Source organism: Nocardioides sp. WG-D5 (assembly GCF_054031175.1).
The window spans coordinates 2,336,805-2,360,795 of sequence record NZ_CM132928.1; the positions used below are offsets into that span (position 1 = coordinate 2,336,805).

Annotated in this window: 20 protein-coding genes; 9 read left to right on the top strand and 11 right to left on the bottom strand. The window is 70.9% G+C overall.

Annotation, left to right across the window (positions count from 1 at the left end):
* Positions 1-27: 27 nt before the first annotated feature.
* Complete coding sequence (locus ACWZJV_RS11440) at positions 28-2,949, bottom strand: helix-turn-helix transcriptional regulator (RefSeq protein ID WP_457181521.1); 2,922 nt, start codon at positions 2,947-2,949, stop codon at positions 28-30.
* 59 nt (positions 2,950-3,008) lie between these two features.
* Complete coding sequence (locus tag ACWZJV_RS11445; protein ID WP_176883792.1) at positions 3,009-3,149, bottom strand: hypothetical protein; 141 nt, start codon at positions 3,147-3,149, stop codon at positions 3,009-3,011.
* Positions 3,150-3,303: 154 nt separating this feature from the next.
* Between ACWZJV_RS11445 and ACWZJV_RS11450 the strand changes: the two genes are divergently transcribed.
* Both ACWZJV_RS11450 and ACWZJV_RS11455 read left to right on the top strand, forming a co-directional pair.
* Positions 3,304-4,461, top strand: coding sequence for a sensor histidine kinase (locus ACWZJV_RS11450; protein WP_457181522.1), 1,158 nt, complete (start codon positions 3,304-3,306; stop codon positions 4,459-4,461).
* On the top strand, positions 4,458-5,135 hold the full coding sequence (locus ACWZJV_RS11455; protein ID WP_457181523.1) for a response regulator: 678 nt from the start codon (positions 4,458-4,460) through the stop codon (positions 5,133-5,135). Before ACWZJV_RS11450 ends, ACWZJV_RS11455 begins: the two co-directional genes overlap by 4 nt.
* On the opposite strand, the gene ACWZJV_RS11460 is transcribed toward ACWZJV_RS11455, so the two are convergent.
* The 3 genes from ACWZJV_RS11460 to ACWZJV_RS11470 form a co-directional block, all read right to left on the bottom strand.
* Positions 5,109-8,417, bottom strand: a complete 3,309-nt coding sequence (locus ACWZJV_RS11460) for an efflux RND transporter permease subunit (protein ID WP_457181524.1) — start codon at positions 8,415-8,417, stop codon at positions 5,109-5,111. The genes ACWZJV_RS11455 and ACWZJV_RS11460 overlap by 27 nt on opposite strands.
* A gap of 126 nt (positions 8,418-8,543) precedes the next feature.
* Positions 8,544-11,462 carry a helix-turn-helix transcriptional regulator gene (locus ACWZJV_RS11465; RefSeq protein ID WP_457181525.1) on the bottom strand — a complete coding sequence of 973 codons (2,919 nt, stop codon included), beginning with the start codon at positions 11,460-11,462 and terminating at the stop codon, positions 8,544-8,546.
* A gap of 115 nt (positions 11,463-11,577) precedes the next feature.
* Positions 11,578-11,700 carry a hypothetical protein gene (locus ACWZJV_RS11470; RefSeq protein WP_008360395.1) on the bottom strand — a complete coding sequence of 41 codons (123 nt, stop codon included), beginning with the start codon at positions 11,698-11,700 and terminating at the stop codon, positions 11,578-11,580.
* 146 nt (positions 11,701-11,846) lie between these two features.
* Between ACWZJV_RS11470 and ACWZJV_RS11475 the strand changes: the two genes are divergently transcribed.
* Both ACWZJV_RS11475 and ACWZJV_RS11480 read left to right on the top strand, forming a co-directional pair.
* Complete coding sequence (locus ACWZJV_RS11475; protein WP_457181526.1) at positions 11,847-12,443, top strand: nitroreductase family protein; 597 nt, start codon at positions 11,847-11,849, stop codon at positions 12,441-12,443.
* A gap of 202 nt (positions 12,444-12,645) precedes the next feature.
* Positions 12,646-13,587 (top strand): type IV toxin-antitoxin system AbiEi family antitoxin domain-containing protein, encoded by a 942-nt coding sequence (locus ACWZJV_RS11480; protein ID WP_457181527.1) that lies wholly within the window; start codon positions 12,646-12,648, stop codon positions 13,585-13,587.
* A 37-nt stretch (positions 13,588-13,624) separates the two neighbouring features.
* On the opposite strand, the gene ACWZJV_RS11485 is transcribed toward ACWZJV_RS11480, so the two are convergent.
* Genes ACWZJV_RS11485 through ACWZJV_RS11495 form a run of 3 tightly spaced genes read right to left on the bottom strand, consistent with a single transcriptional unit; the run spans position 13,625 to position 15,776 of the window.
* On the bottom strand, positions 13,625-14,563 hold the full coding sequence (locus ACWZJV_RS11485; protein WP_457181528.1) for an SDR family NAD(P)-dependent oxidoreductase: 939 nt from the start codon (positions 14,561-14,563) through the stop codon (positions 13,625-13,627).
* 17 nt (positions 14,564-14,580) lie between these two features.
* On the bottom strand, positions 14,581-15,111 hold the full coding sequence (locus ACWZJV_RS11490; RefSeq protein ID WP_457181529.1) for a dihydrofolate reductase family protein: 531 nt from the start codon (positions 15,109-15,111) through the stop codon (positions 14,581-14,583).
* Positions 15,111-15,776: a dihydrofolate reductase family protein gene (locus ACWZJV_RS11495; RefSeq protein WP_457181530.1), complete on the bottom strand. Its 666-nt coding sequence runs from the start codon at positions 15,774-15,776 to the stop codon at positions 15,111-15,113. Before ACWZJV_RS11495 ends, ACWZJV_RS11490 begins: the two co-directional genes overlap by 1 nt.
* Before the next feature lie 106 nt (positions 15,777-15,882).
* Between ACWZJV_RS11495 and ACWZJV_RS11500 the strand changes: the two genes are divergently transcribed.
* On the top strand, positions 15,883-16,371 hold the full coding sequence (locus ACWZJV_RS11500) for a winged helix-turn-helix transcriptional regulator (protein ID WP_457181531.1): 489 nt from the start codon (positions 15,883-15,885) through the stop codon (positions 16,369-16,371).
* A 6-nt stretch (positions 16,372-16,377) separates the two neighbouring features.
* Here the strand turns inward: ACWZJV_RS11500 and ACWZJV_RS11505 are convergent, their stop codons facing one another.
* On the bottom strand, positions 16,378-17,550 hold the full coding sequence (locus tag ACWZJV_RS11505; protein ID WP_457181532.1) for a GTPase family protein: 1,173 nt from the start codon (positions 17,548-17,550) through the stop codon (positions 16,378-16,380).
* A gap of 48 nt (positions 17,551-17,598) precedes the next feature.
* Here ACWZJV_RS11505 and ACWZJV_RS11510 point away from each other — a divergent pair, with 48 nt between their 5' ends.
* From ACWZJV_RS11510 to ACWZJV_RS11525, 4 genes are read left to right on the top strand one after another with little or no spacing between them, the layout of a single operon-like run.
* Positions 17,599-18,888 carry a C39 family peptidase gene (locus ACWZJV_RS11510; protein ID WP_457181533.1) on the top strand — a complete coding sequence of 430 codons (1,290 nt, stop codon included), beginning with the start codon at positions 17,599-17,601 and terminating at the stop codon, positions 18,886-18,888.
* Between the two features lie 53 nt (positions 18,889-18,941).
* Entirely contained in the window at positions 18,942-20,246 is a 1,305-nt protein-coding gene (locus ACWZJV_RS11515) for a M20/M25/M40 family metallo-hydrolase (RefSeq protein WP_457181534.1), read from the top strand.
* On the top strand, positions 20,243-21,697 hold the full coding sequence (locus tag ACWZJV_RS11520; protein WP_457181535.1) for an MFS transporter: 1,455 nt from the start codon (positions 20,243-20,245) through the stop codon (positions 21,695-21,697). The genes ACWZJV_RS11515 and ACWZJV_RS11520 overlap by 4 nt, the downstream gene beginning before the upstream one ends.
* A 25-nt stretch (positions 21,698-21,722) precedes the next feature.
* The gene (locus ACWZJV_RS11525) at positions 21,723-22,265 is read left to right on the top strand and encodes a DnaJ family domain-containing protein (protein WP_008360376.1); all 543 of its coding nucleotides are present in this window, start codon (positions 21,723-21,725) and stop codon (positions 22,263-22,265) included.
* A gap of 3 nt (positions 22,266-22,268) precedes the next feature.
* On the opposite strand, the gene ACWZJV_RS11530 is transcribed toward ACWZJV_RS11525, so the two are convergent.
* Complete coding sequence (locus ACWZJV_RS11530) at positions 22,269-22,877, bottom strand: dihydrofolate reductase family protein (RefSeq protein WP_457181536.1); 609 nt, start codon at positions 22,875-22,877, stop codon at positions 22,269-22,271.
* A 104-nt stretch (positions 22,878-22,981) separates the two neighbouring features.
* On the bottom strand, positions 22,982-23,935 hold the full coding sequence (locus tag ACWZJV_RS11535; RefSeq protein ID WP_457181537.1) for a GlxA family transcriptional regulator: 954 nt from the start codon (positions 23,933-23,935) through the stop codon (positions 22,982-22,984).
* Positions 23,936-23,991 lie beyond the last annotated feature (56 nt).

Genomic DNA, 23,991 nt, shown 5'->3' on the forward strand with positions numbered 1-23,991 from the left:
ACACGTTCCCATCGAGCACCACAGAATTCAGGTGATCAGCTGCTGGCGGCGCGCGATGGCCGCCGCCTCCGTGCGACTCCCGGCGCCGAGCTTCCCGAGGATGTTGGAGACGTGCACGGAGACCGTCTTGGTCGAGATGAACAGCTGCTTGCCGATCTCGCCGTTGCTGCGTCCTGCGGCCACCAGCGTCAGGATCTCGCTCTCGCGCGGCGTGAGCGCCGTCGACGTCGCCGGCTGCTGCTTGACCGCCGTCGCACCCAGCGATCGCAGCTCGTCGAGCAACGGCTGCAGCCCCAGCCGCCTGGCGGTCTCCCGGGCCTTGTCGGCGGTCACCCGCGACGCGGCCACGTCGCCCGTGGCGCGTTGGATCGCTGCGTACGTGGTCCGGACGGCGGCCAGCCCGGGCACATCGCCGTAGGCCTCGACCTGCTGCTCGGCACGCGCCCAGGCCGCGAGCAGCGACTCCTGCGGCGGCGCGTCGATGCCGGCCAGCCAGTGGACGCGGAGCACCTCCGCCTCCAACCGCGCGGTCCAGGCGCGGCCCTCCGGGCCCCACTCCCCCGGCTGGTACTGCGCGACCACCTGCTCGCCGTCGCTGTGCAGCCCGTCGACGGCCTCCACCAGCGCCGGCCACTGCGCCGCCGGCAGCGAGGGCAGCATCTGCGCGATCGCCGAGGCGGCCACGACCGCCAGCCGGACCCGGCCGCCGAACCATTCGGTCCAGAACTGGGAGAGGGTCTCGACGGTGTCGGCGTAGACGGAGAGGACGGCAGCGTGGTCCCCGGCGCGGCCCGCGGCGACCATCTCCACGGTGGCGCCGTAGAGGGCGATCAAGCCCTCCTCGGTCCAGAAGGGACGCAGCGCGGCCGCGGCCTCACCGACCGACGCTCCGCGGGCCTGCTCCATCATCATCCGGAGCATGTCGAGGAGCGCGACCGGGATCGGCGGTGCGTCGGGGTGGTTGCCGCCGGTGAGCGCCAGCGCCTCGTCCCACTCTCCGAGGACCATCTGGATCCGGACGGTGTCCGCGCGGGCCGCAGCCGCGTAGGGGGACCACTGCAGCGACTCCCCGCCGGCATCGGCCATCACCGCCCGGAACCACTTCAGCGCCTCCGCGTAGTCACCGGCCTCGTCGTAGGAGCGGCCGAGCGTGAACAGCCCGCGACTGACGGCGTACGTCGACCCGACCCGCCGCGCCTGGTCGATCGTCTCGCGCAGCACCTGCCGGAAACCCTCGACCTTGTCGCCGCCACCGCGGCCGGTGCGCACCTTGAGCATGGACAGGCTCGTGGCCATGTCGGAGGCCAGCTTCGAGAGGCTGTGCCGCTCGGCGATCTCGATGCCCTCCAGCCCGACCGCCTCGGCCTCCTCGCTGCGGCGGAAGGTCACCAGCGTCCGGGTGCGCACGGCGAGAACCGCACACCGCGCCTTGGGCTCGGCGTCCTCGGGCAGCGCGACCATCGCGTCGTGCGAATGGGTGAGCGGGTCGCCGTTCTCCATGGCGAGGGCCGCCTCGGCCCGCGTCGCCAGCAGCAGCGCACGCCCGACCGACGGCTCCACCGGGATGGCGTCGAGCCGTTCGGCCAGGATCGCGTCGGCGCGCGAGGGCAGCCCGGCGAGGATGAGGGTGTCGGCCGCGCGCTCGTAGACCCGGTCGAGGTCGACCGCCGCCGCCTTGGCGACCTTCGGGTCCGCGGCGAGGCCGAGCGCCTTCTCGTAGTGGTGAGCGGCCTCGCCCACACCGCTGACGTTGCGAGCCTCCTCGGCCGCGGCGATGCGCGCGCGCAGCGCGGTGGCGAGGTCGCCGGCGTGCTTGGCGTGCAGCGCGAGCTCGGCGGCGGCGCCCAGGCCCGGCGTCTCCTTCAGCACCTCGGCGAACCGGGCGTGCAGGCGCACCCGCTCGCCGGGCAGCAGGTCGTCGTAGACCGCCTCGGCGAGCAGCGCGTGGCGGAAGGTGTAGCGCGAGCCGGTCGGCTCGAGCACCTTCTGCTCGACCGCGGTGCGCAGCGCGTCGTCGAGCTCGTCGGTCTTCATCTCGGTCACCGCGGCGAGGAGCTCGTGGGTGACCCGTCGTCCGGCGATGCTCGCGGTCCGGACCACGCTCCGGGCCGCGCCGTCGAGACGGTCCAGGCGCACCAGCAGCAGGTCAGCGAGGTCGACCGGGAGGTCCTCGTCGCAGCCGGCCTGGACCAGCTCCTCGACGAAGAAGGCGTTGCCCTCGGCGCGGCGTACGACCCGCTCGGCGTCGACCTTGCCGGGGGCCAGCTCGTGGACCAGCAGTCGCACCGAGTCGTCGGAGAGCGGCTCGAGCACGATCCGCTCGACGTCGGGCAGCCGGCCCCACTCGCCCACCTGGCGGCGCAGCGGGTGGCGGCGGTGGATGTCGTCGGCACGGTAGGACGCGACCATCGCGACAGGGCCGTTGTAGGGCCGGGTGAAGAGGTAGGTCAGCAGGTCGCGGGTGGACTGGTCGGCCCAGTGGGTGTCCTCGACCACGACCAGCAGCGGCGCCTTCTCGGCGGCCGCCTCGAAGAGGGTGTGGACGGCGTCGAAGAGCTGGCCCCGGTCGGTGCCCGACGCGGCGGCGCCCTGGTTGGCGCCCATCACGCGGCGTACGGGCCGCAGTCTGGCCAGCGCCGGATAGTCGGCCGCCACCCGCTCGACGACGTCCGGCAGGTCGGCGACGATCCGGTCGAGGATCTCCGAGAACGGCATGTACGCCACGGCGCTCTCGCCGAAGTCGACGCAGTGTCCGGCGTGCACCTGCCAGCCGTCGGTCACCGCCCGGTCGCGCAGCGCGGTGAGCAGGCGCGTCTTGCCGACGCCGGCGTCACCGGCGAGCAGGACGTGCTGGCGCCGGGCGTCCGTGGTCGAGGCGACTCCGAGCAGCCCGGTGAGGGTCTGCAACTCGGGGTCGCGACCTACGAAGGACCGAGCACTTTGCGCCATGTCCCCTATCATCGCGCCTCCGGGCCCGGGATTCTCCCGCATTACCGACCTCCGAGGACTCAGTTGTGTATCGAGTCCATCCGGCGCGGACGGCGGCGCCTCACCTGGCGGGCGAGACGGTCGGCGGCGGTGGCGCGGCGAATGCTCTGCTGGCGGTACGCCAGCTCGGCGTCGTAGCTGATCTGGTTGGTGTAAGTCATGCATCCAGATTCGGCTCCTGAGGTAGCGCCACGCATGAGGCGCCTGCCTTAGGCGTAGGTCAGGGGTGCCTCATTCCTGCCTACTGCGAGCGCAGTAGGCCGCCTCGCCCGAGCGGTCGATACAGATCAGGACCGCAACCGGCACACTGGGGTCGTGAACCAGGCGACCGACGCGAGCCTGCTGGCCCGCGTCCCCACACCAGTTCGCGAGACCCTTGTCGCGCTCTTCGCGGGCCTGGCGTTCTTCGTTCCCATCACCAAGGGTCTGGGAGAAGAACGTACGCCGCTCGGCTACGTCCTGATCGGGGTGTTCACGGCACTGCTGCTGGTGCGTACCCGGTTCCCCTGGGTCGTCCTGGCCGGGGCGGTCGCACTCCAGTGCGCGCTCGTGCTCACCTTCACCACGACACCGGTGTCGACACTCGGTCTCCTGATCGCGGTCTACACGGTCTCGGCTAGGAACCCCTGGCGGATCGCGATCAGCATGGGCGTCCTGGTCGCGGCGGCCCTGGTGACCGCGATCGGCGCCATCATCGGCAGCCTCACCGCCCAGTACGGCATCCCGGTGACCGTCCAGGTCGCCTTGGCCGTCGCACTCGGTCAGACCGCCCGGATCCGCGGCGCCTACATCGCCGAGATCACCGACCGTGCGCTCCGGGCCGAGGCCACGCGGGAGGCGGAGGCACGCCGCCGGGTCGCCGAGGACCGGCTGCGGATCGCCCGGGACCTGCACGACGCGGTGGCCCACCAGATCACCGTGATCAGCCTGAACGCAGGGGTCGCCTCCGCGGCGATCACCGACCGGCCGGACGCCGCCCGTGAGGCGCTGCACACCATCCGGGAGTCGTCGCGGATGGTGCTGCGGGAGATCGGCGACATGCTCGCGACGCTTCGCTCCCCCGACGAGTCGCCCGAGGCCATCTCGGCACGCGGCCTGGCCACCGTGACCGACCTGGTCGAGCAGTTCGAGAAGTCCGGGCTGGTGGTGACGTACGCGATGTCCGGTGATCCCGCGCGGGTGTCCACGGCTGTCGACATCGTCGCCTACCGGGTGATCCAGGAGGGCCTGACGAACGCCCTGCGGCACGGGCCGGGGACCGCGGACCTCGATGTCGAGGTCGGGCCACGGAGCGTGTCGATCCGGGTGTCCAACCCGCTCGTGGACCGGTCCTACGCGGGCACGGGCCATGGACTGGTGGGCATGGCCGAGCACGTCGCATCGGTGCGTGGCGCCGTCGAGTACGGCGTGACCGAGGGGTGCTTCGTGGTCTCGGCCACCCTCCCCGTCGCCGAGACAGGAACCGAGGAATGACAGTCACTCTGCTGGTAGCCGACGACCAGGTCCTGATCAGGACGGCCGTGGTCCAGCTGCTCCGCAGCAGCGGGCAGATCGACGTCGTCGGGGAGGCGGTCAACGGCCGCGAGGCCGTACGTCTGGCCCGCGAGCTCCGCCCGGACGTGGTCCTGATGGACATCAGGATGCCGGTGATGGACGGGATCGAGGCGACCTCCACGATCCGTGCCGATGGTGACCTCGAGTCCACGCGCGTCCTGATCCTGACCACGTTCGAGGAGGACGAGTACCTGCTGGCCGCCCTCCGGGCCGGCGCCGACGGGTTCATCGGAAAGGGTGCCGAACCGGACGAGATCGTCCGTGGCGTACTCGCGGTTCGGGACGGGGAGTCGCTCCTCTCCCCCGCCGCCACCCGCAGCCTGATCAGCCGCTATCTGAAGGTCGACCGGAGGGTGGCCACGGGCGGACGCTTCGACGCGCGGCGCCTGGAGGAGCTGACGCCCCGGGAGCGGGAGATCCTGGTCCTGGTGGCCGGTGGCCTGTCGAACCAGGAGATCGCCGACGAGCTGGTCATCTCGCCGTTCACCGCGAAGACGCACGTGAACAACATGATGACCAAGCTCGACGCTCCCGGGCGCGCCCAGCTCGTGATCTGGGCCTACGAGTCAGGGCTGGTCACCCCGGGCGCCTGACAGCGCCACGCCGTTCGCCGTCAGGCCCTGCGGCACCTGGACCATGTCGATCTCGATCTCGCTCTCGCCGGGCATGTCGGCGATCGCCGTACGCAGCTCCGCGACCGTCATCGTCCGCCGCTCGGACCGCTTCGGCCGGCGACGACGCAGGGGGCGACCCGGGCGACGACCCAGGCGGCGGCGTTCGCGTCGTTCGTGACGACCCTCGACGAGCTGGTAGACCGCCGGCACGAGCAGCAGGGTGAGGAACGTGGAGGACACCAGGCCACCGATGACGACGATGGCCAGCGACTGCGAGATGAAGCCGCTCCCGCCGGTGATCCCGGTAGCCATCGGGACGAGCGCGAAGATCGTCGCCAGCGCGGTCATCACGACGGGACGTACGCGCCGTCCCGCGCCGTGGTGGATGGCCTCGGCCACCGACTGGCCACGGCGCCGATACTGGTTGATGAGGTCCATCAGGACGATCGCGTTCGTGACCACGATGCCGATGAGCATCAGCATGCCGATCAGAGCGGAGACGCCCAGCGGCGTACCGGTGACGAAGAGCAGTCCCAGCGACCCGATCGCGGCGAACGGGATCGACATCATCAGGATGAGCGGCTGCACCAGCGAGCGCAGGATCGCGACGAGCAGGACGAAGATCAGGCCGACGGCCACCAGCATCGCCAGACCCAGCTGGCTGAACGCCTCGCTCTGCTGCTCCGAGACGCCCCCGACGGAGGTGTCGGTGCCCTCGGGCAGGTCGAGCTCATCGAGACGCTCGTCGACCTCGGTCTGAACCGCACCGAGCTCACCGTCGGCCGGGGTCAGGGAGACGGTGGCGACCAGGTCCGTGCCCGTCCGGGCCATGCTGGAGGGACCGGCGACCTCGCTGATCTTCGCGACGTCCTCCAGCCGGAGATCGCCGGCGCCGAGCGCGAGGTCGCCGACCTCCTCGGTGGTCCTCACCGGGGTGCCGGCGACGTAGACCGAGAGCTGCTGGTCGTCGATCGTCATCTCGGTGACGGCCCGCGGTGTCATCGCCGAGGCGACGATCCCGGCGACCGCCTGCTCGGTGAGCCCGTGCTCTGCGGCCCTGGCCCGGTCGACCTGGACGCGCAGCGTGGGCTGCTCGTCGGCCAGGCTGCTGCTGACCTCGGTCGTCTCGGGGACGTCCTCGAGCGCGGCGTAGACCTGGTCGGTCGCCTTCTCCACACTCGCACGGTCGGTGCCGGTGACCGCTACGTCGACGGTCGACCCGCCGACGCCGCCACCGCCGCCCTCACCCACGGTGATCGCGTTCGGGTCCGGAAGCTCGAGGACGGCGTCCTCGACACGGTCGGTGACCGTCGGGACGTCGGCACCGTCGGCGACCGTGATCGTGTACGTCGCGGTGGTGTCGCCCGAGGCGCCCTCGTCCGGACCCCGCATCATCATGTCGCCGGAGCCGGCCAGGCTCGCGGTCACGACGACGTCCTCGACGTCCTCGACGTCGTGCAGCACCTTCTCGGTGTCGCTCACCCGGCTGGTGACCTCGTCGACCGCCAGCCCCGAGTCGAAGGTCTGCGTGACTCTGACGCTGTCGCCACCGGTGTCCCCGATGAACTCCACCTTGAGCTGCGGGATCAGCGCGAGCGCCCCGCCGAGCAGGAGCACCGCCGCGGTGATCACCGCGATCGGCCTCCGGGTCGTCCAACGCAGCATCGGCAGGTAGTAGCGCTGCAGCACGTTGGGCTCGGCCTCCTCTCCCTCCTCCAGATCGGAAGCCGGGAGCTCGGCGCCGGCCGGGTGGTCCGGCTTCTTCAGGAACCAGTACGACAGCACCGGCACGATCGTCAGTGCGACCAGCAGCGAGGAGACCATCGCGATCGTGACCGTCAGCGCGAACGGCCGGAACAGCTCGCCGACGAAACCGCCCACGACCGCGATCGGGACGAAGACCAGGACGGTGGCGATGGTCGAGGCGGTGACCGCCGAGGCGACCTCCTTGGTGCCGTTGAGGATCGCGTTGAGCTTCTCCTCGCCGTAGCCGAGGTGCCGTTTGATGTTCTCGATGACGACGATCGAGTCGTCGACGACACGACCGATCGCGATCGTCAGCGCGCCGAGGGTGAACATGTTGAGCGAGTAGTCCCACAGGTAGAGCCCGATGAAGGTGACCAGGATCGAGAGCGGGATGGAGAGCGCGCTGACCACCGTCGGGCGGCCCGAGCGCAGGAAGATCAGGATGACGATCACCGCCATCGCCAGGCCGAGCAGGCCCTCGATCGCGAGGTGTTCGATCGAGTCGGAGATGAATGGGGCCTGGTCGCTGACGACGGTGATCTCGGCGTCGTCGCCCAGGCTCTTCTCCAGGTCGTCCAGCTTGTCCTCGACATCGGCCGACAGGGACACGACGTCGGCGTCGTCGGTGGCGGTGATCGACAGCGAGACGGCGGGCTCCCCGTTGACGCGGGTGAGGGACGTGACGGGGTCGCCGGTGATCTCGACCTTCGCGACGTCACCGAGCTCCACCGGCGGGGCGTTGGGCCGGCCACCAGCGGCGGCCGCTCCGGACGTACCTGCGGACGCGGTGAGCGGGAGGCTCTCGACGTCGTCGACCGAGGTCAGCTCGTCGCCGACCTGGACGGAGACGGTGTTGCCGTCCTCGATGACGCTGCCGGCCGGGGTGGTCGACCCGTTCGCGGTCAGCGCCTGGGAGATGGAGTCTGCGGTCAAGCCGTGGGCGCTCAGCTTCTCGGCGTCGGGGGTGATCGTGATCCGCTGGCCGGTGACGCCGCTGACCGACACGTCGCGTACGCCTTCGACGGTGCGCAGCTCGGGGACCGCGACGTCGTCCAGTCGCTCACCCAGCTTCTGCTCCGAGGCGTCCGAGGAGACGGTCAGCGTCATCGCCGGGAGATCACCGAAGCCACCGCTGGAGACCTCGGGCTCGGCTCCATCGGGGAGCTGAACGGTGCCGATCGCCTCCTGGGCGTCGGCGACCACCTGGTCCTGGTCGACGCCGAAGTCGGTCGACAGCGAGATCACCGACACGCCGCTCGACGAGGTCGAGGTGACCTCATCGACCTCGTCCACCTGCTCGAGGGCCTTGACCAGAGGCAGGGTGACCTGCTCGTCGACCACCTCGGTGCCGGTGCCGGGGACGACGGTCATCACCGTCGTCTGCGGCTGCTCGAAGTCCGGGAAGAGCTCCTGCTTCAAAGAGGTCAGGGACAGCACGCCGGCGGCGGCTGTCAGGAGCGTCAGCAGAGCGACGACCGCTCTGTTCGCCAGGCTGGCTCTGGTGAGTTGGAACAACGGAAGACTCCCCGCGAAGTGCAGACTCGGATGGGACCCTTCGATGCTCGCCAAGTCGCCGGTTCCAGACATCGGCCGGACGCACCGACTCCGTCTACTGCAGATGGACGAGTCCTCGGACCCCACCTAGTCCACGAGGCCGCGACGCCGTCCGATGGCTGCCGCCTCGGTGCGCCCGGAGGCGCCGAGCTTGGCCAGGATGTTGGAGACATGGACGGAGACCGTCTTGGTGGAGATGAACAGCTGCTTGCCGATCTCGCCGTTGCTCCTCCCGGCTGCGACCAGGGCGAGGATCTCGCTCTCCCGGGCGGTGAGCTGGCCGGACGGACCGGCCGCCGACCGTTGCGGCGTGGTGCCGAGGGCGAGCAGGTGGTCGAGCAGCGGCTGGGCACCGAGCCGTTTCGCGGTCTCCCGGGCCTGGTCGGCCAGCTCACGCGAGCCGGCAATGTCACCGCCGGCCCGGAGGATCTCGGCGAGCCGGGCGCGGGACCAGGCGAGCTCGTGGACGTGCGGGAAGGCCGTGAAGGCGTCGACGCTCGCCCGCCACGCGTCGACGAGCTCGGCCTGGTCCGGAACGGCGATGCCGGCCAGCCAGTGGGCGCGGAGCCCCTCCGCGCGCAGCCGCGCCGACCACGCCTGGCCCTCCAGTCCCCAGGGCTGCTTCGACCCGGCGGGCCGGGTGCCCTTCGCGATGATGCGGTCGACCCGCGCCATCACTTCGGGGCGCTCACCAGCGGGAAGGGCCGGGATCGCCGCGCTGATCGCACCGACGGCGATCGCCGCGAGCCGGGCGTGGGCGCCGAACCACTTCCCCCAGCCGGTCGTGAGGGCCGCGACGCCGGCTTCGTACGCCTCGACCACCGCGTCCACGTCCCCGCGGGCTCCGGCGGCCCTGATCTCCACCGGCCCCGACTCGCTGGCGGTGGCGACCTCCTGCTTCCACGACGGCCGCAGCCGCCGTGCCTCCGCGCCGACATCGGCGCCGCGGGCCTGCTCGATCATCAGCCGCTTCGACTCCAGCCACGGCCACAGCGCCGGCGGGATGCCGTACGCGTCGGTGAGCGCGAGCGCCTCGTCCCAGCGGCCGGCGGTGTGGAGATGGTCGAGCCAGGCGATCCGGGCGTCGAACGAGTACGGCGCCCATGGGACGCCCCGCTCCACGCCGAGCTCGAAGGCACTGCGGTAGTTCTCGCCGGCCTCGTCGAGCCGGTCGGCGGCGTCGAGGGCGAAGCCGAGCTGGATCCGCCCACGCAGCTCCGGGTGGAGAGCACCGACCTTGGCGGCCCTGGCCACGGCCTCGCGCAGCGGCTCGATCCAGGGCCGCGGCGGGCGTCCCCACGACCCGGCCAGCGTCACCGCCACCTCCGCGGCGAGGCCGGTCCGGCCGAGCTCCTCGGCCAGCGCCAGCGCCTCCCGGCCGGCTCTCTCGGCGTCGTCGTGACGCCGGTAGATCATCAGCGTCCGGGCGTACGCCGCGAGCAGCCGCGCACGCACGATCGGCGGGGCGTCCTCGGGAAGCTCGGCCATCGCCGCCTCCGCGAGCTCCCCCACCTGGACGTCGTTGACGTAGGCGAAGCTGGTCTCGATCTCGACCGTCATCAGCTGCGCGCGCCACAGGCCGGGCGCGTCGGCCGGGAGCGACTCCCGCTGCTCACGAGCCAGCTTCCCGGCGCGGTCGGCGTGGCCGGCGGCCACCATCGCGTCGCTGGCCTTCACCACCAGGTCGACGAGGCGCTGGGTGTCGTGGTCGGAGCCGGCCCGGCCGGCGAGCAGGGCGATCGCCTGCTGATAGTGCTGGGAGGCCTCGTCGGGACCACCCGTGGCCGCGGCCTCGTCACCGGCCGCGATCCCGGCGACGAGCGCGGTCTCGTGGTCGCCGGCAAGACGGGCGTGGCGGGCCAGCCCGGCCGCGCTGCCGGTCGAGAGGTCGCTGCGCAGCGCCTCGACGTACCGCTGGTGGAGCCGGACCCGCTCCCCCGGGAGCAGGTCGTCGTAGACCGCCTCGCCGAGCAGGGCGTGCCGGAAGACGTAGTAGCCGTCCTCGCGCGGCACCAGGATGGCGCGCTCGATCGCCTGCCTCAGCCCGGCGTCGAGGGTGGCCCGGTCGAGACCGGCGACGGCCTCGAGGAGCTCGTCGCTGACGTCGCGGCCGGCGGCGCTGGCGGTGTCGACCACCTCGCGCGCGGTCGCGTCGAGCTGCTCCAGCCTGATCAGCAGCAGGTCGGCGAGGTCCCAGGGCAGCTCGTCGGCGCCCGCGGCCTGCACCAGCTCCTCGACGAAGAAGGCGTTGCCGTCGGCGCGGCGTACGACGCTCTCGACGTCGGTCTCGTCGGCGAGCTGGCCGGTGAGCTCGCCGACCAGGATGCGTACGTCGTCGTCCGAGAGCCGGCCGAGATGGAACCGCTCGACCGACGGCAGCCGGGTCCACTCGGCGAGCTGGCGGCGCAACGGGTGGCGGCGGTGGAGGTCGTCGGCACGGTAGGACGCGACGATCGTCACCGGGCCGTCGAAGGGCCGGGTGAACAGGAAGGTCAGCAGGTCGCGGGTCGACTGGTCGGCCCAGTGGGTGTCCTCGACCACGACCAGCACCGGCGCCTTCTCGGCCGCGTGCTCCAGGAGCGCATGGATCGCGGCGAAGAGGTTGCCCCGGTCGAGCGCCTCCTGGACGGCGGTGTCAGCCCCGCCGAGCGCACGGGCGACCGGCGCCATCCGCAGGAGCGCCGGATGTACGTCGGCGACCTGCGCGACCACGTCGGGCAGCGCGGTGGTGATGGTGTCGAGGATCTCGGCGAAGGGCAGGTAGGCCTCGGCGCTGTCGCCGAAGTCGAGACAGTGCCCCACCAGCGCCTGCCTGCCGTCCCCGGTGGCACGGGCGCGGAGCTCGCGCAGGATCCTGGTCTTCCCGACACCGGCGTCGCCGGCGAGGAGGACATGCCTGCCCGCACCCGGCTGCGCGATGCCGTCCGGACCGGCCAGTCCCAGCAGGCCCGTCAGCGTCTCCAGGTCGGCGTCGCGTCCGACCAGCCTCTCGGCACTCTGAGCCATGGGCGCAATCATCGCGCCATCGGACACCGCTTCGTCCTCTTTTCCGTGGCCCGGACATGGAACAACGCCGAGCCGGATCTCTCCTGCTCGGCGTTGTGGGTCCCGCGCCCGCATCTCAGCGGGTGCGGTTGCGTCGGGTCTGACGAGCCTCGCTGGCCCGCTGGCGCTTGGCCAGGTCCTTCTGGATCTGCTGGCGGCGGTACTTGACCTCTGCTTCGTAACCTACGGTGCTGTACATCTCGATCTCCTGGTTTCGTTGCCCTGCTGGGCTGTCCTGCTGACATCGAGAAGACTCCTCCGCTGAGGTAGGTGCCGGGATCGGTCGCGCGCCTTACTTTCCGACCTCAGCCCCGGCCCGAGCGCCTTAGACGACAGACTGGGCCTATGGAGTTCTCCGAGGTCGTACGCCGCCGCAAGATGGTCCGCAGCTACACCAGCGATCCGGTCGACCCTGAGGTGATCGACAAGATCCTGCACAACGCCACCCGGGCGCCGTCGGCCGGCTTCTCCCAGGGCTGGGCCTTCCTCGTGCTCGACACCCCCGAGGACGTACGCCGCTACTGGGAGGCCACGGCCGACGTGGACAGTCCCGACAGGTGGCTGACCGGGATGATGACGGCCCCGGTGATCGTCATCCCGTGCTCGTCCAAGGCCGCCTACCTGGACCGCTACGCCGAGCCCGACAAGGGCTGGACCGACCGCGACGAGGCCCACTGGCCGATGCCGTTCTGGCACATGGACACCGCGATGGCGACCATGCTGATCCTGCAGACGGTGGTCGACGAGGGCCTCGGCGCGCTCTACTTCGGCATCCCGCCGGAGTCCGACGCCGCCGTCCGCAAGGCGTTCGACATCCCCGACGACTTCGACCCCATCGGCGCCGTCACCATCGGCCACCCCGCCTCCGGCGGCGCCAAGGGCTCGCCCACCCGCCGCAAGCGGGCCCCGCTCGAGGAGGTCGTCCACCGCGGCCGGTGGTGAGGGGGGTGGATGTTCGTCTAGGTATGCAGACGAACATCCACTTCCCCAGCGGAGTTCCACGAGGGGAGTGACGGTTCGGCTGCGTACCTAGACCAACATCCCCCGGGCCGCTGACCATCCACATGGGCATCTCATGCACGGGTTATCCACACGCATCCGGATCGGGCTGGAAACGCAGTCGCGACCGGGCGACGGTCGGGCCATGGATGAACTGGACCTTGCCGTCGAACGAGCCGGCTTCTTCACGACACAACACGCCAAGGCGGCGGGCTACGCCGACCGCGAGATCACCAAGATGGTTCGGCGCAAGGAGTGGCACCGGATCAGAAGGGGCGCCTACGCCTCGGCGGCCGCCTGGGCGAAACTCGACGACGTCGGCCGTCACCGCGTGCGCTCCAGCGCCGTGCTCCACGCGCTCGGGCCGAATGTGGCGTTGAGCCACGCGTCAGGAGTCGTACGCCACGACATCGACCTCTGGCGGGTCCCGCTCGACCGCGTGCACGTCACCCGGCTCGACGGAGGCCCGGGCCGGATCGAGGGTGACGTGGTGCACCATGAAGGGTTCACCGGTCACGACGACATCATCGAGGTGGAAGGTCAGCGGGTGGTGCGCCCGGAACGGTGCGTACTCGAGACAGCATCACGCATCGACACCGAGGCGGCGTGGTGTCTGCTCGACTCAGGTCTGCGGAGCAAGAGGTTCAACCGGGAACAGCTCGACGCGGCGTACTCGATCATGGAGCACTGGCCCTTCATGCGCCGCGTGGGAACGGTGCTGCCCTACGCCGACGGGCGGTCAGGCTCGGTCGGTGAGTCGCGAGGCACGGCGATGTTCAAACGCTACGGCGTCCCCCGGCCCGTCCTGCAGTACGAGGTGCGTCGCCCCGACGGCACGCTCGCCGGCATCACGGACTGGGCATGGCCGCAGTACGGTCTGCTCGGCGAGTTCGACGGAAAGGTCAAGTACGGCAGGCTGCTCGAGCCTGGCCAGAACCCAGGTGACGTGGTGTTCGAGGAGAAGCGCCGAGAGGACGAGCTGCGCGAGCTGACCAGGTCGGCGATGATCCGATTCATCTGGTCCGACTACGACCGCCCCGCCGAGTCGATCGAACGGCTCTTTCGGGCGATGCGCCGGGCGGGGTGATCCGGGCGGATGTTCGTCTAGGTATGCAGACGAACCATCATTCCCCTCGTGGACCTCCGCCAGGGAAGTGGATGCTCCGCTGCATACCTGGATGAACATCCACTCCACGAGCCGCAGCCGAGTCCGGCGTACGCACGTGGGAGACCGCCATCGCGAGATCGGCCAGCCGGGGCGCCGCGATGTTGAGGATCTCGAAGACCGAGCCGAACGCGCCGTCGACCGTGACCGGCCGGTCCTCGAGCGCCCGGACGACCCGCTCGGCGCACTCCTCGGGACTCTCGCCGCGGCCCTCGTACTCCGCGGTCGGCGCGATCATCGGCGTCCGGACGATCGCGACCCGCATGTTGGTGCAGGTGACGTTGTCGAAGTAGGCCTCGCGGCTCAGGATCCGCCCGAAGACGTCGAGGGCCGACTTCGCGGCGATGTAGGCGGCGAACTTCGGTGCCTTGATCTGGTTGCCCCAGGTGACGATGTTGACCACGTGGCCGAACCGCTGGGCCCGCATCGCCGGCAGCAGGCCCATCGTGAGCCGCACCGCACCGAAGTAGTTGACCGCCATCATCCGCTCGAAGTCGTGGAAGCGGTCGTGGGTCAGCTCCAGCGAGCGCCGGATCGACCGACCCGCGTTGTTGACCAGGTAGTCGACCGCGCCGTGCTCGGCCAGCAGCCGCTCCACCAGCGCGTCGATCGAGTCGCCGTCGGCCATGTCCACGACGTACGTCGACGCCTTCCCGCCGCTCGCCTCGATGCCCTTCCGCACCCGCTCGAGCTCCTCGCTCCGGCGTGCGGCGAGGAGCACGTGCGCGCCACGTCGCGCCGCGGCGTACGCGGTGGCCTCACCGATCCCGGAGCTGGCGCCGGTGATCAGCACGGTCCGTTCATCGAGAGGGCTGGGGCCGCCGGTCACCGACCGAAGCGCGCGAGCGACGCGGGCGCGGGGAGTCTGCAGGAGCGGGAGCGAGAGAAGACTGACCACGCCTGCACCCTAGGGCCTCAGGAACGCGCCGGGGCGTAGCGGAGGTCGACCTCCAGGTGCGGATCGTCGCCGATGAGGTTGTGCAGCCGGATCGGCTCGGCGCCGGGGTTGTCGTAGAGGCGGATGCCGTCGCCCAAGAGGACCGGCGCGATGTGCAGGTCGATCTGGTCGATCAGGCCGCGTTCGAGGAGCTGGCGGCCGATGTCGGCGGAATGGACCTCGACGTTCTTCCCGTCGGCTGCCTCGACGGCGATCCGCAGCGCCTCGCCGACGTCGCAGCTGAGGAACGTCACGTGCTCCTGCGGCCGGGCGTCCTCGGGGTGGTTGGTGAGGATGAAGACCGGACCCTGCCAGTCCCCGTACGGCATCGCATCGGGGTAGGCGTCGTGACCGTTGCGCCCGCCCAGGACGGCGCCGAGCTGGGCGGAGTACGCCTCCGCGACCCCGGGCGGGCCGGTGACGCCCTTCAGCCACGCCATCCCCGGCTCGCGGGCGTCGACGAACCCGTCCAGCGACATGGAGAAGTGCCACAGCACCTTGCCGGTCATCACGAGACCTGCTTCCGGTCGAAGGTCACGTGGGTGACGCCGCTCGGCGTGGTGGTCGCGGCCACCTCGTAGCCGTCCTCGAGCGCCTCCAACCCGTCCCACAGCCGTACGCCACGACCCAGGATGATCGGGGTGACGGCCACGTGCAGGTGGTCGACGAGACCGGCCGCGAGGTAGTCCCGGATCGAGGAGGGGCCCCCGCCGAGGCGTACGTCCTGGCCGTCGGCCGCCTCCTGCGCCTCGGCCAGGACCTCCTCGATCGGGGCGTTGCGGAAGTGGAAGACGGTGCCGCCCTTCAACTCGATCGACTCGCGGGGCTGGTGGGTCAGGACGAAGGTCGGGGTGTGGAACGGCGGCTCCTCGCCCCACCAGCCGGTCCAGTCGGCGTCGTCCTGCCATCCCGGCGGTCCGAACTTGCCGGCACCCATGATCTCGGCGCCGATGCCCTCCCAGCCGCGCCGGGCGAAGACGTCGTCCGGCTCGGCCGCCGGGTCGACCTCCATCCGCTCGCGGACCCCGGTGGCGGCCTGGAACGTCGCGGTCGGGAAGAACCACTCCATCAGCCGGTGGCCGGCGTGTCCGAACGGCGCTTCGAGACTCAGACCCTCACCGGTGGCGAAGCCGTCCAGCGAGATGCCGATGTTGTGAGCACGGACGAGTGACATGGCGATCTCCTCAAGCTCAGAGTGATTGCACTTTGCAATCACTGCGACCGAGAGTAGACTTTCCGATTGCAGATTGCAACCACTATTTCCGGACAGGAGCAGGCCAGTGAGCGAACCCAGGTCGGGCTGCCCGATCAACGCAGCCGTGGAGGTCTTCGGCGACCCCTGGTCGGTGATCGTGCTGCGCGACGTGATGTTCGGGAACCGGCGCCACTTCCGCGAGCTGCTGGCGAGCTCCGAGGAGGGCATCGCCTCCAACATCCTCAGCAGCCGGCTGAAGAAGCTCGTCGAGGGCGGACTGCTGACCAAGGAGCAGGCCGGCCGCGGCCAGCGGGCCGCCTACGCGCTGACCGAGGCCGGCATCCAGACGCTGCCGATCATGGTCGCGCTGGGCAACTGGGGACTCGCCCATCGTGACGGCACCCGGCAGCTACGGGTGCGTGCGGAGCTGCTGCGCGACGCGGGTCCCGAGATGGTCGAGTCGTTCATGGACGAGCTCCGCGAGCTCCACCTCGGCACGCCTCGGCCCGACCCGGACGCTCCGCGCGCGAGCGAGCAGCTCGCTGCGGCGTACGAGGCGGCGATGGCCGACTGAGAGGTCTCACTTCTCCTTGGCGTGGAGCTTCAGCTTCGAGACCTGGTTCTTCAGCTCGTCGAGGAACAACGACCGGATGCTCTCGGTGTCCAGGGCCCCGTTGACGCCTCGGAGCTTGCCCTCGCCGAGCTTGATGCAGACGGCCGACCAGGCGGCGCCGATGGCGCCGGTGAAGCCCGCGGCGACGGTGGCGTTGATCGCGCCGCCGCCGACGGTGCCGAAGCCGGGGACCAGCTTGAGCAGGTTGCCGGCCACGGTGCGCCCGGCCTGGGTGGCGGCCGCGGTGGCGGCGATCGACGCCATCGCCGCCTTGTCCACCTCGATGCCGTAGATCGCCGAGATGCGCGCCATCATCCCGAGCTGGATCGGCACCAGGACGACCGCGTCGGAGAACGGGATCGGGGTGGCACCGGCGGCGCCGGCCGCGGTCGCGGCACCCGCGATCACGGTGTTCGCCTGCTCCTGCTTCCGCTTGAGATCCACCCTCTGCGCCGCGGTGAGGGCCTCCTCGACGCCTGCAGGCGCGCATCGAAAGGTGGCATCAACAAGTTCCTGCAGGCCGTGGACCTGCTGGCCCGAGAAGTCGTCGGCCTTGGCGTTGGTCAGGTAGACCCGCGCGCCGTGCACGGGCAGGCCGCGCGCGTCGATCTGCTGGGCGAACTCGACCGCGTCCGGGTGGTAGGCGCCGGTCGGTGAGGTCGGCACCTGGGTCATCACCTGCACGACCGGCAGCCCCAGGTCGGCGAGCTTCTGGACGAACGCGGCCTCGGTGTCCTCGAAACGGCGATCGGCGAAACGTACGGCGTACCAGGCGACGTGGATCTGCTCCGACTGCGGCTTGCGCCGCCGCTCCTGGATGAGCTTCGCCAGATCGCGGATCACCCGGTCGCCCTCGATGCCGATCTCCAGGCCCTGGGTGTCGAGCAGCCCGAAGAAGCCGCTGGTGTGCAGGTAGAGCGTCGACTCCTTCGTCACCGGCTCACCGATCCCGGTCTTCGCCACCTCCGCCCCGAAGACGGCGTTGACCAGCGTCGACTTGCCGACGCCGGTCTTGCCGAAGACGGCGAGGTTGAACCTGCCGATCTCCTTGGCCGACTCGGCATACCTCTTGTGGAACTCGTCCTTGAACCAGCCGTCGGATGCGAAGTTGTTCACGTCGACCAGGATGCCAGCCGGCACCGACGAATTGTCGTGGCCGCGCGTTCCGCGGAGGAATAGCGTTCCGACATGAGATCTCGGTCCCGCCTCGCGTACGTCGCCGCCCTCGCCGCCGCAGCCGTCCTGGTCGCACCAACGACTCCGGTCCACGCGGCCGAGCCTGAGACCCAGCCCACCGAGATCACCCTCACCCGGTGGAACAGCCTCGAGGACTTCGCGAAGGGCAGGTCGAGCAACCTGCGGCCGGACCGGCACGGCACCCTCCGGATCGGCCATGGCAGCCAGACGACGACCTACACCGACCCGTTCGGCGACGGCTCGGCGAGGACGTACGAGCTCGGCACCTGGACCTCGCCGGTGGTCACGACCGGGTACGCGATCGACGAGTCGATCACCTCGTGGGACGTCGACACCCCGACCGGCACCTGGGCCGAGATCCGGTTCCGCGGCCGGAAGGCGGACGGCACCTGGACGAAGTGGTTCGTGATGGGTCGCTGGACGGCCGGCGACGACTTCGCGGCCGGCGACATCCACCGCACCTCGGTCGAGGGACAGAGCGACACCGACGCGGCGCTCTACACCGACACGTACGTCGCCCGGACCGGCAAGGAACCCGAGGCTTTCCAGACCCGGATCACCCTGCTGCGCCCCGAGGGCGCGACCGTCTCCCCCAGCCTGCGATCGGTCGCGACGCTGACCAACGAATACCTGCCCGACTCCGCCTACCCGGGAACGAGCACGCCGACCCTCGACGACGCGATCGACCTCGGCGTCCCACCGTTCAGCCAGAACATCCACCGCGGCGAATACCCGGAGTTCGGCGGCGGCGGCCAGGTCTGGTGCTCGCCGACGTCGACGACGATGGTGCAGTACCACTGGGGTCACGAGGTCCCGGCGAGCGAGCTGGCGGGCATCGAGGCGCCCCACGGCGACCCGCAGGTCGCCTACGCCGCGATCAACACCTGGGACTACGCCTACGAGGGCGCCGGCAACTGGCCGTTCAACACCGCCTACGCCGGCCGCTGGGGGCTGGACGGGGCCGTGACCAGGCTGCGTTCGCTGGCCGAGGCCGAGACCCTGGTGGCGGCCGGTTTCCCGTTGGTCGTCTCGGCCAGCTGGGAGCGTGAGGAGATGCCGGAGGCGGGCTACGGCACCGACGGCCACCTGCTGGTCATCGGCGGCTTCACCGCCGAGGGCGACCCGGTCGTCTACGACCCGAACCACGCCTCCAACGACGAGGTGCGCAACGTCTACACCCGCGATAACTTCGAGCGGGTCTGGCAGACCTCGACCGACGGGATCACCTACGTCATCCACCCGCGTGACGTGCAGCTGCCCGGGAGCGCCACAAACTGGTGACGGAGTCGTCAACGGGGTCATCCGCACCACCCGGGACCGACTAGGTTTCGGTCATGACACTCGACCCCGTTGCCGCTCTTCAGGACGCACTTCGGGCCCCGACCGTCAACGACGGCTCGGGGGCGGAGCAGCAGGCGTTCGAGCAGCTCCACGACGCGTTGCGCGAGCACTTCCCGCAGCTCCACTCCTCCCTCGACCTCATCCCGGTCGGCAGGCACGGGCTCCTCTTCCGCTGGCCCGGCGCCTCGGCGGACAGGCCGGTCGTGCTGATGGCCCACCAGGACGTCGTCCCGATCGCGGGCGAGTGGACCCACGACCCGTTCGGCGGCGAGATCGTCGACGGCGTGATCCACGGGCGCGGCACCCTCGACGACAAGGGCCAGCTCGTCGCCATCTGCGCCGCGGTCGAGGGGCTCCTCGTGGAGGGGTTCGCGCCGGCGTACGACGTGTGGTTGTCGTTCGGCTCCGACGAGGAGACGACCGGCGAAGCTGCGCGGGCGGCGGTCGAGGAGCTGCGGAGGCAAGGGGTCGCGCCCTGGTTCGTGCTCGACGAGGGTGGCGCGGTCGCCTTCGACGCGTTCCCCACCATCACGGCTCCGGTCGGTGTCGTCGGCGTCGCCGAGAAGGGCACCACCGACGTACGCCTCCGGGTCACCGGCGACGGCGGCCACTCCTCCACCCCACGACGGAACGGCCCGACCGCGCGGCTGGCCCGCGCGATCACCCGGCTCGACCGGATGTCGATGCCGGTGCAGCTGCCGGCGCCGACGGTCGAGATGTTCGAGCGGATCGCCCCGTACGCCGCCAAGCCCCTGCAGCCCGTGCTCGCCAACGCCGGGAGGCTGGCGCCGGCGCTGGCCCGGCTGCTGACCCGGCTCGGACCGGAGCCCGCCGCGCTGACCCGCACCACCGTCGCGATCACGACGCTCGAGGGCAGCCCGGCGGCCAACGTGATCGCCTCGGCGGCCTCGGCCGGGGTCAACCTGAGGATCATGGTCGGCGAGACGGTCGCCGAGGTCGTCGAGCGGCTGCGGGCCGCGATCGGCGACAAGCAGGTAGCGATCGAGGTCGTCCGCGCGGGTGAGCCGTCCCCGATCTCGCCTCGTGACGAGGCCTTCGCGAAGATCACCGACACCATCGCGGAGATCTTCCCGGAGGCGGTGCCGGCTCCCTACACCGTCATGGCCGCGACCGACTCGCGCTTCTTCTACGAGATCAGCGACCGGGTCTACCGGTTCGCGCCGTTCCGGATGACCGCAGCCCAGCGGGCCACCATCCACGCCGCCGACGAGAACATCAGGGTCGATGACTACCTCGACGGGATCCGCTTCTACCGAAGGTTGATCGAGTCGCTGTGACCACTGAACGCCAGAACAGCACCGGCCTGGAGAAGGCCGCCCGCGGGATCTGGGTGATCGTCGGCTTCCTGGTGGCCGTCGAGTTCGCCAGCGGCATCCTGCAGGGCTACTACACCCCGATCTTCTCCGACCTCGCCGACCACCTCGGCGTCTCCGACGCCGACCTCAATTGGCTCGAGGCCGGGCAGCTGATCGTCTCGGCACTGTGCGTCCCGCCGCTCGCCCGGCTCGGCGACCTGATCGGCCACAAGAAGGTGCTCCTGCTGGCGACCGGGATCACCGCGCTCGCCACCTGGTGGACCGTGGTCGCCCCCGACTTCGGCTCGTTCCTGGTGGCCTGGTCGATCCAGGGCGCCTACGTCATCTGGCTCCCGCTCGAGGTCGCCATCGTCCACAAGCGCACCGGGGGCGACACCGCGCTGACCCGGCGGGCCGCCGGCGTCCTGGTCGGAGCGCTGCAGCTCTCGGTGATCGTCGGCGCGGTCGCCGCGGGTGCTCTCGTCGGGGTGCTGCCGATGACCGCGATCCTCGCCTTCCCGGCCGTGGCCGTGACCGCGGTCTTCGTCGTCATCGCCGTCGGCATCGAGAGCGACTCCGGGGCCGGCGGCGGTGCCTTCGACTGGCTCGGGCTGACCGTGCTGACGCTCGTGCTCGGCCTGGTCATGGCCGGCCTGGTCGGCGTACGCGTCCTCGGCGCCGGGTCCCTGCTGGCCTGGGCACTCGTGGTCCTGGGGCTGCTCACGCTGGTCCCGTTCTGGCGCATCGAGACCGCGCTGGACGACGCCGACCGGAGAGAGCCGCTGATCGACGTACGCCTGCTGGTCTCGCGCGGGCAGTGGCCGATCCAGCTGACCGCGTTCCTGTTCGGGATGTCGGTGCTGGGGGCGCAGATCCCGTTGTCGACCTTCGCGCGCACCGACCCCGCCGAGGCCGGCTTCGGGCTGGGAGCGGACGCGTCGTTCGTGTCGTTGCTGATCGCGGAGTACGTCATCGCGATGGCCGTCTCGGCCTTCACCTTCCCGCTGTGGGCCCGGTTCCTCGGGCCGACGCGTGCCCAAGCGGTGGCGTGCTTCCTGGTCGCTGCCGGCTATCTGATGTGGCTCCCGTTCCACGGCTCCACCGGCCAGGGCCTGCTCAACATGGCGGTCGTCGGGCTCGGCTCGGGAGCGCTGGTGGCCTCGCTGCCGGCGGCCGCCGCCGCGGCCGCGCCCGCCTCCCGCACCGCGTTCGCCACCGGCATGACCAACGCCACCAAGACGGTCGGCGGCGCCATCGCCTCGGCGGTCTTCGCCATCGCGCTCGCCGCGGACGGGTCGATCAGCGGCGAGGCGCACGCGCCGCTGTCGGGCTATCTGACGGTGTGGGCGGTGTGCGGGGTCACCGCGCTCGTCGCCGGGCTGCTGCTCCTGCTGCCCCGCCGAACAACCCGCCGCACAACCAGCGCTCGGTAAACTTTCCCGCGCTGGAGGTGATCACATGCCCACGAGCGAGGACCGGCCCGAGGAGCGCCCGGAGACGCAGGCTGCCCCTCTCTCCGACGCTGCCAGCAAGGCCGCGGCCGCCGCCCGGATCGAGAACCAGGCCAAGTGGGTCGACCTCCAGGTGCAGCAGTCGATCCAGCGCGGCGAGTTCGACAACCTGCCCGGCGCCGGCAAGCCGATCAAGAACCTCGACCGCGACCACGACCCCGACTGGTGGGTCAAGCAGCTCGTCGAGCGCGAGCAGATCGTCGTGCTCCCCCGGTCGGTCCAGCTCCGCAAGGACGACGCCGAGCTCGACGACCTCCTCGACACCCAGACCACCGAGGACGGCGCCCGCAGGATCGTCGAGGAGTTCAACGAGCGCGTGATCGCGGCCCGCTACGGCGCGCCCGAGGGGCCGCCGCTGATCACCATGCCCCGCGACGTCGACGCCACCTTGGCCGCCTGGCGCGAGCGCCGCGCGGCCAGGGTGGAGGCCGCCAGACGCCGCCAGGCCACCACACCGGAGAAGAAGCGCCGCTGGTGGCAGCGGCGCTGAGCCTCACCGCCTGCGCGAGAAGGTGAGGTGGGTGACGCCGCTGGGCGAGGCGACGGACTCGACGTCGAAGGTCGACTCGAGCTCCTCCAGACCGTCCCACAGGCGTACGCCGCGGCCGAGCACGATCGGGACGACGGCGACATGCATGAGGTCGACGAGACCGGCCCGGACGAAGTCGCGCACCACCGTGGCCCCGCCGCCGATGAGCACGTCCTGGCCGTCCGCCGCCGCACGCGCCTCCTCCAGGACCTCGGCCGGCGTCGCGTCACGGAAGAGGAAGGTGGTGCCGCCCTCCATCTCGATCGGCTCGCGCGTGTGGTGGGTCAGCACGAAGGCCGGGTGGTGGTAGGGCGGGTTGTCGCCCCACCATCCCTTCCATTCCGGGTCCTCGTGCCATCCCGGCGGGCCGAACTTGTTGGCGCCCATGATCTCGGCGCCGATCCCGGTCGAGTACTGCCGGGCGAAGAGGTCGTCGACCCCCGTGGAGTCGACGAACATCCACTCATGGAGACGCTCGCCGGCATGGCCGAACGGCGTCTCGAGGGTCTGCGGCTCGCCGGTCCCGAAGCCGTCCAGGGAGATCGAGAAGTTGTGCACGCGAGTGAGGGACATCGGCGTCTCCTGTCGTTGTCACTGCCCTTCCGGCAGCCTCCCACCACCGATGGACCGCGCACAGCGAATATCGCCGGCCCCGCCGTCCGGCCGGCGAGGGCCGCTCACACCGCCCGAGCGGTGAACCGTGCCCGGTAGCGACCGGGCGTCACCCCGACCTCCGAGGTGAACCCGGCCCTGAAGGTCACCGGGGAGTAGTAGCCGGCCTCGTGGCTGATCCGGTCGATCGGGAGGTCCGTGGTCTCGAGGAGGGTCTTGGCGACCGCGATCCGCTCGGCCGCCACCCAGCGCATCGGGGTGGTGGCGAGGTCGCGCTCGAAGCGCCGGGCGAGGGTGCGCGGCGAGAGCGCGGCGGCCGCGGCCAGGCGCTCGAGGGTGACCTCCTCATGCAGGTTGGCGCGGAGCCAGGTGCGCAGCTCGTCGAGCCAGTGGGCCTGCTCGGTGAGCGGGTCGGCCGCGACGTACTGGGCCTGGTCGCCGTCGCGGTGCGAGGCGATCACCAGGTTGCGGGCGATGGTGTTGGCGGCGTGCTGGCCGTGGTCGGTGCGGATCAGGTGGAGGCACAGGTCCAGCCCCGCGGCCGAGCCCGCGCTCGTCAGCACGCCGTCGTCGACGTAGATCGCCCGCGGGTCGAGCACGACCCCCGGATACGTACGCCGGAACAGCTCCGTCCAGCGCCAGTGGGTCGTGGCTCGGCGACCGTCGAGCAGCCCGGCCTCGGCCAGGGCGAAGGCACCGGTGCACAGCGAGACCATCCGGGCTCCGCCCTCGGCGGCCCGCCGGAGCTCGCGGAGCAGGGTCGGGCTGATCGTCTCGCCCGGCCGGATGGCCGGCACCAGCACCGTGTCCGCCTCGCTCAGCGCGGCCATCGGACGCTGCGGCGTCAGCCGCGGCCCGCCGTGGACACGTACGCCCCGCAGGTCACCGCAGAGCACCACGTCGTAGAGCGGGCTGGCGTCGTGGTCCCAGTCGTAGCCGAGCGCCTCGAGCGGCATCCCGATCTCGAAGAGGGTCATCCCCTCGACGATCGGGATGGCGATGGACGGCTTCGCAGGCATGGCAAGAACCTAACATTTATAGTCAATCCTGCCACTCCTCCGAGGGGCGTCGCACG